The organism is Microbacterium sp. zg.B48, assembly GCF_024623505.1.
Lineage (GTDB): Bacteria > Actinomycetota > Actinomycetes > Actinomycetales > Microbacteriaceae > Microbacterium.
Genome location: NZ_JANJFE010000002.1, coordinates 52,028 through 65,951, shown reverse-complemented (window position 1 = coordinate 65,951; position 13,924 = coordinate 52,028). Strand labels below are relative to the sequence as shown.

The 13,924-nt window shown below is 69.3% G+C and carries 11 protein-coding genes; 4 read left to right on the top strand and 7 right to left on the bottom strand.

Going from position 1 to position 13,924, the window contains the following annotated elements; all coding sequences use genetic code 11:
* The first annotated feature begins 96 nt into the window (after positions 1-96).
* Positions 97-1,137, top strand: a complete 1,041-nt coding sequence (sepH, locus tag NQ152_RS00300; RefSeq protein ID WP_257503780.1) for a septation protein SepH — start codon at positions 97-99, stop codon at positions 1,135-1,137.
* An 8-nt stretch (positions 1,138-1,145) separates the two neighbouring features.
* Here the strand turns inward: sepH and NQ152_RS00295 are convergent, their stop codons facing one another.
* On the bottom strand, positions 1,146-2,270 hold the full coding sequence (locus NQ152_RS00295; RefSeq protein WP_257503781.1) for an alkaline phosphatase family protein: 1,125 nt from the start codon (positions 2,268-2,270) through the stop codon (positions 1,146-1,148).
* Positions 2,271-2,335: 65 nt separating this feature from the next.
* Here NQ152_RS00295 and NQ152_RS00290 point away from each other — a divergent pair, with 65 nt between their 5' ends.
* Positions 2,336-4,792 carry a DNA topoisomerase (ATP-hydrolyzing) subunit A gene (locus tag NQ152_RS00290; protein WP_257522620.1) on the top strand — a complete coding sequence of 819 codons (2,457 nt, stop codon included), beginning with the start codon at positions 2,336-2,338 and terminating at the stop codon, positions 4,790-4,792.
* Positions 4,793-5,266: 474 nt separating this feature from the next.
* Here NQ152_RS00290 and NQ152_RS00285 read toward each other — a convergent pair whose 3' ends face one another.
* Entirely contained in the window at positions 5,267-7,339 is a 2,073-nt protein-coding gene (locus NQ152_RS00285; RefSeq protein ID WP_257503877.1) for a type IIA DNA topoisomerase subunit B, read from the bottom strand.
* A gap of 173 nt (positions 7,340-7,512) precedes the next feature.
* On the opposite strand from NQ152_RS00285, the gene NQ152_RS00280 reads away from it, so the two are divergent.
* Positions 7,513-7,734: a hypothetical protein gene (locus NQ152_RS00280; protein ID WP_257522619.1), complete on the top strand. Its 222-nt coding sequence runs from the start codon at positions 7,513-7,515 to the stop codon at positions 7,732-7,734.
* Positions 7,735-7,737: 3 nt separating this feature from the next.
* Here NQ152_RS00280 and NQ152_RS00275 read toward each other — a convergent pair whose 3' ends face one another.
* Positions 7,738-8,781, bottom strand: a complete 1,044-nt coding sequence (locus tag NQ152_RS00275; protein ID WP_257522618.1) for an alanine racemase — start codon at positions 8,779-8,781, stop codon at positions 7,738-7,740.
* Positions 8,778-9,503, bottom strand: a complete 726-nt coding sequence (locus tag NQ152_RS00270; protein WP_257522617.1) for an alanine racemase — start codon at positions 9,501-9,503, stop codon at positions 8,778-8,780. The genes NQ152_RS00275 and NQ152_RS00270 overlap by 4 nt, the downstream gene beginning before the upstream one ends.
* A 45-nt stretch (positions 9,504-9,548) precedes the next feature.
* Here NQ152_RS00270 and NQ152_RS00265 point away from each other — a divergent pair, with 45 nt between their 5' ends.
* Positions 9,549-10,571 carry a sugar-transfer associated ATP-grasp domain-containing protein gene (locus NQ152_RS00265; RefSeq protein WP_257522616.1) on the top strand — a complete coding sequence of 341 codons (1,023 nt, stop codon included), beginning with the start codon at positions 9,549-9,551 and terminating at the stop codon, positions 10,569-10,571.
* Here NQ152_RS00265 and NQ152_RS00260 read toward each other — a convergent pair.
* From NQ152_RS00260 to NQ152_RS00250, 3 genes are all read right to left on the bottom strand, one after another.
* Entirely contained in the window at positions 10,568-11,263 is a 696-nt protein-coding gene (locus NQ152_RS00260) for a coenzyme F420-0:L-glutamate ligase (protein ID WP_257503788.1), read from the bottom strand. The two genes, NQ152_RS00265 and NQ152_RS00260, sit on opposite strands and share 4 nt — an antisense overlap.
* A complete protein-coding gene (locus NQ152_RS00255) occupies positions 11,263-12,723 on the bottom strand; it encodes an RNA polymerase sigma factor (protein ID WP_257522615.1) in 1,461 nt (486 codons plus the stop codon). Before NQ152_RS00255 ends, NQ152_RS00260 begins: the two co-directional genes overlap by 1 nt.
* Before the next feature lie 219 nt (positions 12,724-12,942).
* Entirely contained in the window at positions 12,943-13,866 is a 924-nt protein-coding gene (locus tag NQ152_RS00250) for a proteasome assembly chaperone family protein (protein ID WP_257522614.1), read from the bottom strand.
* Positions 13,867-13,924: the final 58 nt, after the last annotated feature.

Here is a 13,924-nt window from a genome sequence, read left to right as displayed (position 1 = left end):
TGCCGTGAAACTCGCGGCGCGCGAGAGATATTCCCGTCGTATGGCAACCGCTGTGTAACCATGGGCGCACACCGCTGGATCGGAGGGGCTTTTCGCATGGAACAGCTCAAAGTGATCGGAACCGAGGACGAGGTGCTCGTCCTGGTGACCGAGTCGGGTGAGCGGTTTTCGCTCCCCGTCGATGACGTATTGCGCGTCGAGCTGCGCAAAGCGCGCAGGGAACGCGACGGCGATCCGCAGACCGTGCGGCCCAGCCCGCGCGAGATCCAATCGCACATCCGCGCGGGCATGTCCGCCGACGAGGTCGCCGCTCTGCTCGGCGCGCGCGTCGAGGACATCGCACGCTTCGAGGGACCGGTGCTCGCCGAACGCGAGCACGTCGTCGGACAGGCCCTGGCCGTTCCCGTTCTCCTCGGCGCCGAACTCGATCCGGATATCCACCCCACATTCGGCAGCGCAGTCCGCGCCAAGCTGGCCGAGGCCGGCGCGTCGGGTGAGCGCTGGACCAGCTGGAAGGGCCCCGGCGGCTGGATCGTCAAGCTGGAGTTCACCGCGAACGAGGTCGACCACGACGCGCGTTGGGGTTTCGACCCCCGGCGCAGCACGCTGTCGCCGCTGAACGCGGACGCGATTCAACTCTCCCGGCAGGGCTCCCTGCCTGAGGGGCTGATCCCCCGGCTCCGCGCGCTCGACGCGTCACCGGCCAAGGACGACACGCGCTTCGACAGCGGCGCCTTCGGTCCGCGGCGGATGCCCGAGGCGGACATGGAATCCCCCGATCTGCGTGAGCCGGTGGCGCCGGCCGTGCAGGAGGCCGCCATGAAACGCGCGACCGCGATGCCGGTCACGTCCTCGGAGACGGCAGATCTGCTCGAAGCGCTCCGCCGACGCCGGGGCCAGCGGGAGCCGCTGCCGGGCACGGAGGAGCTGCCCTCCGCCCGCCCGCATGCGCCCGTGGCGCTTTTCGACGCACTCGAGCCCGGGTATGACGAGACCCCGCGCGCCGACGCGGAGCAGACGCGCGAGCATGACGACGAGCAGCAATCGGCCGTGGCCGAGGCCGCGGGTCGGCGCAAGGGCCGGCCGTCGATGCCGTCGTGGGACGAGATCGTGTTCGGGGCACGCAGCGACGACTGAACCGTCGGTCAGGCGAACGCGCCGAGTCGGATGAGCGGCACGGTCCGCTCCTCGTCGGTGAGCGATCCGTGCTGCCCGACCATCCGCTGGGCGCCCTTGTCCTCGAGCCGGTCGTCGTAGTAGGCGATCCCGGCACGCGCCGCCACCAGCACGTCGCCGATCCGCGGCAGCACGTCGGTGGACACCGGACCGAACAGACCCGCGTCGACCGCTTGGCTGCGCGAGAGCACCCACGAGCGGTCCGATTCGGATTCCGTCCACCTTCCGAGCAGGTCCTCAGACATACCGGGCTCGGCGTACAGGTGCAGCATCCGGGGTTCCCCGCCGATGTGACGGACTCCGTCGAGCAGATCGTCGTCGTCGGTCAGGAGCACGTGCCGATGTCGGGGGACGTCGACCATGCCGTGGTCGGCCGTGATGACCGCACCGGTACCGGGAGCGAGCGCGTCGGACAGGATGCGGGACGCGGCATCCACCCGCTCCAGCGCTGCCACCCACTCGTCGGATTGCCACCCGCGCTTGTGACCGATCGCGTCCAGATCCGGCGCGTAGACGTAGACGAACGCCCCGGGGTTGCGCGCTGCCAGGTCGGCGGCGGTCCGGGTGCGCTCGGCGAGGTCTTCCACAGCGACGAACTGGGCACCGCGCATGATCGCCGTGGTGAACCCGGTGCCGGCGTACTCCCCCTTGGAGACGATGAACGACGGCCGGCCACCGGCGGCGTGCCGCTCGGTGAGCGGCTCCGCGCGCTGCCACGCGATATCCAGACCGTCCGTGTCCCAGCCGCGCAGCTGATTGAGGACGTGGTCGCTGTCCGGGTCGAGCACCCGATACCCGACGATCCCGTGCTCGCCCGGTCGGACTCCGGTCAGCAGGCTGGTCAGCGCGGAGGCGGTGGTGGACGGGAAGACGGTGCGCGCGACATCCTTCTTCGACGCGGCCGAGGACAGGAACCGGGCATGGCCGGCGCGCGCGCCGAGGTTGGCGGCGCCCAGTCCGTCGATGACGAAAACGATGACGCTGCGGGCCGGGGCGAACCAGTCCGACGTGCCATCCAGCGCGGCGATCATCTGCGGCGCGACACCGGTGAGGCTGCGGGCTCGTCGCGGCTCCGCGGGTAGGCTGAGTGACATCGGGGCCAGTCTCGCACACCGGCGGGAGCCCCTCTCCGACCGCCGTCTCCCGAGGCCACATCGTCATGCCCGCATCGCCCACAGGATCCTCGCCCGCCGAGGAGCGCATCGAAGACGTCGACGTCTCCGCCGAGATGCAGGGCTCGTTCCTCGAATACGCCTACTCGGTCATCTACTCGCGCGCGCTGCCGGACGCACGCGACGGGCTGAAGCCGGTGCAGCGTCGCATCCTGTACCAGATGGCCGAGATGGGTCTGCGACCGGACCGCGGCCACGTCAAGAGCGCCCGGGTCGTGGGCGAGGTGATGGGAAAGCTGCACCCGCACGGCGACGCTCCCATCTACGACGCTCTCGTCCGGCTCGCGCAGTCCTTCTCGCTGCGGGTCCCGCTGGTGGACGGCCACGGCAATTTCGGCTCGCTGGATGACGGTCCGGCCGCGCCGCGCTACACCGAGGCGCGACTGGCCCCGGCGGCGCTCGCACTCACCGAGGGCCTGGATGAGGACGTCGTCGATTTCATCCCCAACTACGACGGCCAGTTCCAGCAGCCCGAGGTGCTGGCCGCGGCCTATCCGAATCTTCTGGTCAACGGCGCGACCGGCATCGCGGTAGGCATGGCGACCAACATGGCGCCGCACAACCTCGTCGAAGTCATCGGCGCCGCCATCCACCTCCTGGAGAATCCGGACGCCACGGTCGAGGACCTGATGGAGTTCGTTCCGGGGCCGGATCTGCCCTCGGGCGCGGTCGTCGTGGGTCTAGACGGCATCAAGGACGCGTACACGACCGGGCGCGGCAGCTTCCGCACCCGCGCGAAGGTCGCGATCGAACCGCTCGGGCCGCGTCGTACCGGGCTGGTCGTCACGGAGCTGCCGTATCTGGTCGGCCCGGAGCGGATCATCGAGAAGATCAAGGATGCCGTCCAGGCCAAGAAGCTGCAGGGCATCGCCGATGTCACCGACCTCACCGACCGCCACCACGGGCTCCGCCTCGTCATCGCGATCAAGACCGGTTTCGATCCGCAGGCCGTGCTGGAGCACCTGTATCGGCTGACCCCCCTCGAGGACTCGTTCAGCATCAACAACGTCGCGCTGGTCGGCGGGCAGCCGCGGACCCTGGGTCTGCGCGAACTGCTCCGCGTGTACCTCGATCACCGTCTGCAGGTCGTGACGCGCCGGAGCCGGTACCGGCTGGCCCGCAAGCAGGAGCGACTGCACCTGGTCGAAGGCCTCCTCATCGCGATCGTCGACATCGACGAGGTCATCCAGGTCATCCGCGCCTCGGACGACGGCGAGCAGGCACGGACGCGACTGCAGGAGGTTTTCGACCTCTCGCTCGCACAGGCCGAGTACATCCTCGAGCTGCGTCTGCGTCGGCTCACGAAGTTCTCCCGCCTCGAGCTGGAGACCGAGCGCGACTCCCTCAAGGCGGAGATCGCCGAACTCGAGCGGCTCCTGGGCAGCGACGTGCTGCTGCGCGGGCAGGTCGCCAAGGAGCTCGGCATCGCCGCCGACACGTACGGCACGCCGCGCCGGACGCTTCTGCTGAACGGCGGACCCGTCCAGCCGCGGTCGCGCAGCGCCGCCGCCGTCGCGGACCTGCAGATCTCGGACGCGCCGTGCCGCGTCTTCCTCTCCGCGACCGGGCGGATGGTGCGCGCCGAGATGACGGCGGATGTCCCCAACGGCGGGATCGTGCCGCCCGCGCGCCGTTCCAAGCACGATGCCGTCCGCTCCCACGTGGACACCACCAGCCGCGGCGACATCGGCGCCGTGACCACTGCGGGACGCCTCATCCGCTTCTCGCCGGTGGATCTGCCTTCGGTGCCCGGCAATTCCGTGCAGCTGTCCGCGGGCACGCGGGCAGACCACTATCTCTCCCTCGGCAAGGACGAACACGTCGTCGCGCTGGTTCCACTCGTGGAGTCCCCGACGATCGCGTTGGGCACTGCGCAGGGCATCGTCAAGCGCGTCGCTGCGAGTGAGATCGGCCCCAAGCAGGACGCCGAGATCATCGCGCTCAAGCCCGGCGATCGCGTCGTGGGTGCGGCATCCGCCCCCGACGACAGCGAGCTCGTCTTCATCACCTCCGATGCGCAGCTGCTGCGCTTCGAGGCCGCCTCGGTGCGGCCGCAAGGCCGGTCGGCGGGCGGCATGGCCGGTGTCCGGGTGGCGCCCGGTGAGAGGGTCATCGGCTTCAACGTCGTGGACGCCGATGCGACGGATGTGCTCGTGGTGACGCTTGCGGGCAGCACGCAGGCCCTGGCCGGTGCGGATGCCGTCACCGGGAAGGTCTCGGACTTCGCAGAGTTCCCCGCCAAAGGGCGTGCGACCGGCGGTGTGCGCGCGCAGCGCTTCCTGAAGGGCGAGGACACCTTGACCCTCGGCTGGGTCGGCACAGAGCCGCGTGCCGTCGGCGCGGACGGTGCCACGCGCTCCCTCCCGGAGCCCGGCGCGAAACGGGATGCCTCGGGCCAGCCGCTCGAGGGCGTCATCGCCGCGGTCGGCACCGCCGTCCGCTGACCGCGCGCGGTACCGCCTACCGTGGCGGCGGCCGTCACGTGGCATCGGCGGTGATCCGACTGTGCGGGTGAACTCGGCTCCCCTGTCACCAAGCGCGATGTGAGCCGCAGATTGCGACAGGCGAGCGGACGAGGACGATCGAGTGGCGAACGCCGCGACGCCGGGCCAGGGCTCCCCTGTCACCAAGCGCGGGCGGGGCCGCAGAGTGCGACAGGCGAGCGGACGAGGACGATCGAGTCGCGAACGCCGCGACGCCGGGCCAGGGCTCCCCTGTCGCGAACTGCGGGCTGAGCCGCAGATTGCGACAGGCGAGCGGACGAGGACGGCCGAGTCGCGAACGCCGCGACGCCGGCCGGGGCTCCCCTGTCACCAAGTGCGGGCTGGGCCGCAGAGTGCGACAGGCGAGCAGAATGAGGCGCCGAGACGCGAGCAACCGCACACCCAAGACGCGAATACATCCGCGCGAGCGCGGGCTCAGGCGTCGATGCGCTCGCGGCCGAGGCGGTCGCTGGAGTCAATGATGAACTCCTTGCGCGGAGCGACGTCGTTGCCCATGAGCAGTTCGAAGACGGATGCCGCCGCTTCGGCATCCGTCATCCGCACGCGCCGCAGGGCGCGTCCGGCGCGGTCCATCGTCGTGGTCGCCAGCTGATCGGCATCCATCTCGCCGAGGCCCTTATAGCGCTGGATGGGCTCCTGCCAGCGCTTGCCCGCCTTGGTGAGCTTGGCCAGCAGGGCGTGCAGCTCCTGCTCGCTGTAGGTGTAGATCGTGTCGTTCGGCTTCGTGCCGGGGTTCGTGACGATCACGCGGTGCAGCGGCGGCACGGCCGCGTACACGCGGCCGTCGTCGATCAGCGGCCGCATGTACCGGAAGAACAGCGTCAGCAGCAGGGTGCGGATGTGCGCGCCGTCGACGTCGGCATCGCTCATCAGGATGATCTTGCCGTAGCGGGCGGCGTCCAGGTCGAACGAGCGTCCCGAGCCGGCGCCGATCACCTGGATGATCGCGGCGCACTCGGCGTTGGAGAGCATGTCGCTGACCGAGGCCTTCTGCACGTTCAGGATCTTCCCGCGGATGGGAAGCAGCGCCTGATACTCGCTGTTGCGGGCGAGCTTGGCCGTGCCCAGCGCGGAGTCGCCCTCGACGATGAACAGCTCCGAGGAGGCGACGTCGTTGGTGCGGCAGTCGGCCAGCTTCGTCGGCAGCGACGAGGACTCCAGCGCGTTCTTGCGGCGCTGCGTCTCCTTGTGCGTGCGGGCGGAGATGCGCGCCTTCATCTCGGAGACGATCTTGTCCAGCAGCTGCGCGGCCTGGGACTTGTCGTCGCGCTTGGTCGAGGCGAACTTCGCGGCCAGCTCCGACGCCACGACGTTCGCAACGATCTGGCGGACGGCGGGTGTACCGAGGATCTCCTTCGTCTGGCCCTCGAACTGCGGCTCCGGCAGACGCACGGTCAGCACGGCGGTCAGACCCGCGAGGATGTCATCCTTGTCGATCTTGTCGTTGCCCACCTTGAGCCGGCGCGCGTTCTGCTCGATCTGCGAGCGGAGCACCTTCATCAGGCCCAGCTCGAACCCGGCCTGGTGCGTACCGCCCTTCGGCGTGGCGATGATGTTGACGAAGGACCGCTGCACCGTCTCGTAGCCGATTCCCCAGCGCAGCGCGATGTCCACGACGCACTCCCGGGCCAGCTCGGTGGGAACCATCGCGCCGGTGGGCTGCAGGACCGGGACGGTCTCGGTGAACGTGCCGGTGCCGGTCAGACGCCACGTGTCGGTGATGGGCGCATCGGGCGCGAGGAACTCCGCGAACTCCGAGATCCCGCCGTCGAAGCGGTAGGAGTTCTCGACCGGCTCGTCCCCGCGCTCGTCGCGGATGACGATCTCGAGACCGGGGATCAAGAACGCCGTCTGCCGCGCGCGCTGCTCCAGTTCGTCGAGGTGGAACGCGGCATCCTTCGTGAAGATTTGCGGATCCGCCCAGTAACGGATCCGGCTGCCGGTGACGCCCTTGGCCACCTTGCCGACCACGCGCAGCTCGCTGCGGTCCTCGAACGGGGTGAACGCCGATTCCGGGCTGCCGTTGGCGAAGACACCCGGTTCGCCGCGATGGAACGACATCGCCCAGGTCTTGCCGCCCCGGTCCACCTCGACGTCCAGTCGCGCGGAGAGCGCATTCACGACGGAGGCACCGACACCGTGCAGGCCGCCGGATGCCGCGTACGAGCCGCCGCCGAACTTGCCGCCGGCATGCAGCTTCGTGAACACCACCTCGACCCCGGACAGGCCGGTGCGCGGTTCGATATCCACCGGGATGCCCCGTGCCCGGTCGCGGACCTCGACGCTGCCGTCACTGTGCAGGATCACGTCGATGCGACTGCCGTGCCCGCCCAGCGCCTCATCGACAGAGTTGTCGATGATCTCCCAGAGGCAGTGCATGACACCGCGGGAGTCGGTCGAGCCGATGTACATGCCCGGGCGCTTGCGGACCGCTTCGAGTCCTTCCAGCACCTGCAGATGGTGGGCGGAATACTCGGAGGTCACAATCGTCAAGCGTATCCGCGGTGGTCGGGAGCCCTATGCACAGACACGGGGAACGGGCCGCGCGTACGCGCTGAGCGAAATGTGATGGCTTCCGGGCATTCCCCCATGGATCGCGTGGTTGTATGTGAGGACCCGCAAGGGATCGAGACGAGCGACGCTTACGAGGAGGACCCGAGATGAACACGCTTTCGACACCGACCGAGCCCGCCGTCCTCGAGTACCGCCTGACCGCGCTGGACCGGTGCGACTCGTGTGGAGCACAGGCCTACATCGCCGCCGAGGTCAAGGGCAGCGAGCTGCTGTTCTGCGCCCACCACGGTCGCAAGTACGAAGAGAAGCTGCGGTCGATGGCCACCAGCTGGCACGACGAGACGGCTCGACTGCTCGAGTCCGTCTGAGTCCTACCGGCCCGGATACGCCCGCCGCACCAGCGGCGACACGCGCACCAGGAGCTCCTCGCCGACTGTGCCGATCGTCTCGGCCAGATCGGTCGCCGACGTCCCGTCCGGACCGAAGACGGCAACCCGCTGCCCCACCGCAGCCCCGCGCCAGGGCGCGACCATCGTGTGGGTCGCGCCGACGTGCTGAACCTCGCGACGGTCTCCGCCCACCTCGAGGTGGGCATGCTGGGCAAGCGTCGAGGGAAGTCCGTGCAGCGAGCCCACGCCGAGCGTGACGGCGTAGTCCGCGACGTGCGTGACCGTCGCGACGAGCGAGGCGACCGGACGGATGCCGAGCTCGTCCTGGCCGGGTCCGCCGGCGGGACGGATGCCGTAGCAGAACGCCCCGACCCGGGCGAGGTCGTAGCGGAACTCCGGCCGGGCGAACGAGGCGGCGCTGGCGGAGAGGTGGCGCACGTCCAGCGCGAATCCCGCCGCCTCCGCCGCCGTGACCGCGTCCTCGAACAGGGCACGCGCGGTGTCGTCCTCCGCGTCGCTCGCTTCGGCGATGTGACTCCAGACACCGACGACGCGCAGCAGGCCTTCGGTCGCGAGGGCCTGCGCCCGGCCGAGGATCGCGTCCCACTCCTCCGGACGGATGCCGTTGCGGTGCAGGCCGGTGTCGATCTTCAAGTGCACCCGGGCAGGCGCGCCGGCCGTGCGTGCCGCGGCCGCGATGTCTTCCAGGAAGCCGGCGTCGCCGACCCCGAGGTCGATGTCCGCGGCCAGGGCCGCAGCGATCTCGTCCGCCCCGACGGTGAGCCACGAGAAGACGCGGGCCTTCGGGCCGACCGCGGCGCGCGTCCGAAGCGCCTCGCGCACGTCGAACGCGCCGAACCAGACGACGCCCTCGGCCGCAGCTCTGGTCACCACCGCCGTCAGGCCGTGTCCGTAGGCGTCATCCTTGACGATGAGCATGAGCTGCGCCGGGGCGACCCGCGCTCGGACGACCGCGATGTTGGCGGCCAGCGCGTCCAGGTCGACCTGCAGTTCTGGCGCGGTCACGGCGTGTACTCCCGTCCGGCGCGCAGGCCGACAGCGGTGACGAGTTCGGCCGCGCTCAGCCCGGTCGCCGCCGTCCACTCCGTCAGAGCCGGCGCGCCGTCGGCGGGGTCGCCGAAGAACAGGACCTCATCGCCCCGGCGAACCCGCGCCGACCCGACATCCACCACGCAGACATCCATCGCCACCCGACCGACGATCGGATGCCGCTCTCCGGCGATCACAACCGAGGCGGCATTGCCGAGGGCGCGCACGATCCCCTGCGCGTAGCCGCCGGTGACCAGCGCGACCGTGGTGTCCGCGATCGCACGATGGGTGAAGCCGTAGGAGACACCCTCGCCCGCGCGGAGGCGCTTCAGGCTCAGCACCCACCCGCTCAGGCTCAGCACCGGTGTGAAGCCGGGAGTCAGCCCGTACACCGCCTCCGGAGCGGTGGCCACGCCGCTGTCAAGCCGGCGCGCAGCGTCGATGAGGCCGTCCAGGTCCGGCGCGGCGACGTCGTCGACCAGAAGAGCGGCGGCGCCCGCTCGCAGTGCGATCGGCGCGACCACGTCCACGCCGTGGCCCCACGCATCCGCCCGCACGTCGATGACGCCGCCACGCCCACTGGCCAAGATCGCGCGCAGATTCCGCTCCACCGCGCCGCGGGATATCCGCGCCACCGGGGCGGTGCGCGCACCCGCGTCCGCGTCGGACGACGCGCGTCCAGGGATGCCGAAGGTCACGCCATCTAGACTATCCGGGGTCCTGTCCCCCACCCCGGAGCACGCATGCCCTCTCCAGGCCTCGGCCTCGCGCCCCGCCTTCGCTATCTCGCCGGCCGCGCACGCCGCATCGACGTCGGCTCCGTTCTGGACCGTGCGAAGGAGGCCTCCGCCCAGCACGGCAAATGGACCCCCGCGATCGTCGTCGACATGCTCTGGCAGGCTGGCCTGCGCAACGTGGGGTTCCAGGACTACATCGACTACGACTTCGCCGACCTCAGCCGCGCGGAGCGCGCGACATACATGACGCACCCGGTGTCCAACCAGCTCTCGCAGAAGTACGACGATCCGGCGTTCCGGCACATCTTCCAGGACAAGATCGAATTCGACCGTGTCTTCAGCGAGTACCTGCATCGGGAGTGGATGGTCGTCGAGGAGGATAACTCCGAACGGGTCCGCGCGTTCACGGAGCGTCTGGGCACCATCGTGACGAAGGAGCCGGTCGGACAGGCCGGGACCGGTGTGCACCGCTACCACGCCGCCGAGATCGAGGACTGGGCGGCTTTCCACCGTGGCCTGCTCGCGCGCGGCGAGCTGCTGGTCGAAGAGGTGATCCAGCAGCATGCCGCCCTGGCCGCGGTGTGTCCTGGGACGGTCAACACGACCCGCATCACCGCGTTCTTCGACGGCGAGAAGACGCACATCCTGGCGATGGCGCAGAAGTTCGGGCGCGGTGCCGTGAGTGATCAGATGACCTTCGGCGGCTTCTACACGATGCTCGACGACGACGGCCGCGCGGTCGGGCCGGGATACGACTCCCATGGACACGTCTACGCCGCCCACCCCGACTCCGGGTTCATCATCGATCAGTTCCAGCTGCCCATGATGGAACAGGTGCGCGCGTTCATCGACCGCGTGGCCCGCGTGGTGCCTCAGGTGCAGTACGTCGGCTGGGACGTCGTGGTCACACCCGAAGGACCCGTGCTCGTGGAGGGCAACTGGGGCGCCGGTGTCTACGAGAACAAGCCCAGTGTCACCGGCATCCGCACCGGCCACAAGCCGCGGTATCGCGCCGCGATCGGCTTCTAGGCGGCGCGGACCACACCCAGCGGCGTGGACTGGTGGCCCTGACCGAGCGGGTTGTCCTTCAGGATCTCGACCAGGCGCCGTTCGCCGGCCCTGTCCAGCGTGGAGCCGAGGATGTTGCCGCCGAGGTCGTTGATGTCCACGACCGCGACCTCGGGGACGCCGCCGAGGAGATCCTTCAGATGCTGGGCGACCGCGCGCGGACGCTCGGGACCCAGCACGACCGCCCTGTTGTACGGGGGGATGGTGCCGCTGGTGGGACCGTCGATCGCGCGGGCCTTGTCCCCGGCGATGCGGTAGAAGTCGCCCTTGCGCCCGAGCGCCTTGGTGATGGCAGAGACGGCCGCGGCGAACAGAATGCGCGGGGTTCCGCACTCGCGGAGGGCCATCTCCATCGTCTCGGGCATGCCGAGACCGATGCCGTAGGGCGTGCGCGTGACGTACTTCGACAGGAACAGCGCCAGACGCCGCGGCTGGATGTCCTCGAGCGGGTAGGAGCGTCCCTGCGTGATGGCCACGATCTTCTCCGTCACGAAGAACAGATCACCGGGCTGCACGATGTCGGCCGCGTACTCGCGGATGAAGGCGTCCAAGTCGTCTCCCGGCATGACCACGCGCGTCCGGATGGGGATGCGCGCGTAGGAGGTGCCGTCGATCTCGACGCTGAGCGCCTTTCCCGCGTTGGCCTCTGCCATCACTCGAGGTAGTCCCGCAGGGACTGAGAACGAGACGGGTGCCGCAGCTTGGCCATCGTCTTGGACTCGATCTGGCGGATCCGCTCGCGGGTCACCCCGAACGTGTCGCCGATCTGATCGAGGGTCTTGGGCTGACCATCGCCGAGCCCGAAGCGCATGCGGATCACGCCCGCCTCGCGCTCGCTCAAGGAATCCAGCAGCGACTCGAGCTGGCGCTGCAGCATCGTGAAGCCGACGGCGTCCGCCGGAACGACCGCTTCGGTGTCCTCGATCAGGTCGCCGAATTCGCTGTCGCCGTCCTCGCCGAGGGGGGTGTGCAGCGAGATCGGCTCGCGACCGTACTTCTGCACCTCGATGACCTTTTCGGGGGTCATGTCCAGTTCGCGGCTGAGCTCCTCGGGAGTGGGCTCGCGGCCCAGATCCTGCAGCATCTGGCGCTGCACACGGGCGAGCTTGTTGATGACCTCGACCATGTGCACGGGGATGCGGATCGTGCGGGCCTGGTCGGCCATGGCGCGCGTGATCGCCTGGCGGATCCACCACGTGGCATACGTGGAGAATTTGAAGCCCTTGGTGTAGTCGAACTTCTCCACCGCGCGGATCAGACCGAGGTTGCCCTCCTGGATCAGGTCCAGGAACTGCATGCCGCGGCCGGTGTAGCGCTTGGCGAGCGACACGACCAGGCGGAGGTTCGCGCCGAGCAGGTGCGACTTCGCACGCTGACCGTCGCGAGCGACCCACTGCAGGTCGAGTCCGACCTGATTGGACTTCTCGGCGGCCGTCATGTGCGACAGCTTCTCTTCGGCGAACAGACCCGCCTCGATCCGCATCGCGAGCTCGACCTCTTCGGCCGCGTTCAGCAGCGGGACCTTGCCGATCTGCTTCAGGTAGTCCTTGACCGGGTCGGCCGTGGCTCCCGTGATCATCGTCGAGTAGACGGGCACATCCTCGTCGTCCGACGAGGAGATGACGATCGCGCCGGTGGGCAGCGGCTCGGTGAAAGCCGGCTTCGTGGTCTCTTCGTCCTCGTCGTCCTCTTCCGCCTCCGCCGTCTCGGCTTCGGGCTCAGCGGCGGCTTTGGCCTTGGCCTTGCCACGCGGCGCGGCGCGAGGCTTCTCGTCCTCGTCCACGACGTCATCGAGCGCGACGACGTCGTCTTCGATGTCGACCACGTCGTCGATCTCGACGTCATCGACGAGCTCATCGACGGGCTCGTCGTCGGTCGCCTTGGCGGCGCGGGACTTCGCTGCGGTCTTGGTCGCTGCGGTCTTGGTAGCGGCCTTCGCCGGAGCCTTGGCGGCACCGGTCTTCGTGGCGGCCGTCTTGGCTGCCGCGGTCTTGGCGGCGACCGGCTTGGCCGCGGCCTTCGTGGTCGTCGTGGTGGACTCGTCCGCGGGAGCGACCGCCGCGGGGTCCTTCGCGCTGCTTGCGCGCGTTGTGGTCTTCGTGCCTGAGGTCACGGTTCGCCTTTCACCAGCGGGAACGTGTGTCGTCGGTCCCCCGGTAGATTTCGGACACTAGTAAGACCCTTGTCAAGTCCCAACTCTGCAGAGATTGCCTCACGGAGCTGGTTGACAACGGGCCAGGTCATCTATTGTCGCACATCCCTCGAACACATCCGACGATGCGACCGACACTGCGGATACAACGCGCTGGGCGCCGTGCGCATTCCGCGCGGCTCAGGCTCCGCGCTTCTCGTCGTCACCGGAAGGCCGGGTCGCGAGGAACCTCTCCAGCTCTGCCGCCAATTCGTCGGCGCTGGGCAGATCGCCGGTGTGGATCATCGGCGATGCGAGCGTCGAGCCGGCCATGTACGAGTCGTAGCGCTCCTCGAGTCCCTGCACCATGCGCGAGAGCTCATCGCTGCCGGCGACCTGCTCGTCCACCTTGGTCAGGTAGTCCCGGTTCTCTTCACGCAGGTCGTCGCCGGCGAAGACGAGCCCCGTCGCGACGGTGAGGCTGTCCAGTCCAGCGAGGGCGGCCGCCGGGTACTCGGTGTCGCCGAGATAGTGGGGCACCAGCAGCACGAAGCCGGCGACCAGGGCGCCCGCCTCCGCGAATCGGTACTCGAGGAGATGCCCCGCCGTGGCCGGCACCTGGGTGTGCGGCTGCCAGACCGAATGCGCTTCGGTGAGCTCGCTGCGGGTTCCGCTGACGGTGGTCCCGATCGGCCGGGTGTGCGGGACGGGCATGGGGATCGCGTGCACCCATGTCACGGATTTCACGTCGTACGCCGCGGCGAAGTCGAGCACGGCGTCGGTGAACGAGTCCCACGCGAAGTCGGGTTCGTAGCCGGCGAGGGTCAGGAAGGGCTGACCGAGCGAGTCGTGTGCGAACGAGAGCTCCAGCCGCGGCGGCCGGTAATCGGTGAGGTGGTCCTGGTCGAAGGAGATCAGCGGGCGTCGCGCACGGTAGTCCAGGAGCACGTCATTGGAGAAGACGGCCAACGGCGTGGGCTCCAGGTCGTCGCGGAAGTAATCGACCATGCGGCTGACCGCGCTGCCGGCGTCGGTGAAACCCGTGAGCGCGATCACGAGCGGCAGCCCTCGTGGAATCGGCGGAGCGGATGCCACGCGCTCGTAGAGCGGAGCGGATTGAGCCATGCACCCATGCTACGAGCCACGCCCCGTCGCGCGGGCCACGCGCATCCCGCTCAGAGCG

Bases quoted from the DNA above. Each gene is read 5' to 3' on its own strand.
- sepH (WP_257503780.1), top strand. From the start codon at position 97: ATGGAACAGCTCAAAGTGATCGGAACCGAGGACGAGGTGCTCGTCCTG.
- NQ152_RS00295 (WP_257503781.1), bottom strand. From the start codon at position 2,270: ATGTCACTCAGCCTACCCGCGGAGCCGCGACGAGCCCGCAGCCTCACC.
- NQ152_RS00290 (WP_257522620.1), top strand. From the start codon at position 2,336: ATGCCCGCATCGCCCACAGGATCCTCGCCCGCCGAGGAGCGCATCGAA.
- NQ152_RS00280 (WP_257522619.1), top strand. From the start codon at position 7,513: ATGAACACGCTTTCGACACCGACCGAGCCCGCCGTCCTCGAGTACCGC.
- NQ152_RS00265 (WP_257522616.1), top strand. From the start codon at position 9,549: ATGCCCTCTCCAGGCCTCGGCCTCGCGCCCCGCCTTCGCTATCTCGCC.
- NQ152_RS00260 (WP_257503788.1), bottom strand. From the start codon at position 11,263: ATGGCAGAGGCCAACGCGGGAAAGGCGCTCAGCGTCGAGATCGACGGC.
- NQ152_RS00250 (WP_257522614.1), bottom strand. From the start codon at position 13,866: ATGGCTCAATCCGCTCCGCTCTACGAGCGCGTGGCATCCGCTCCGCCG.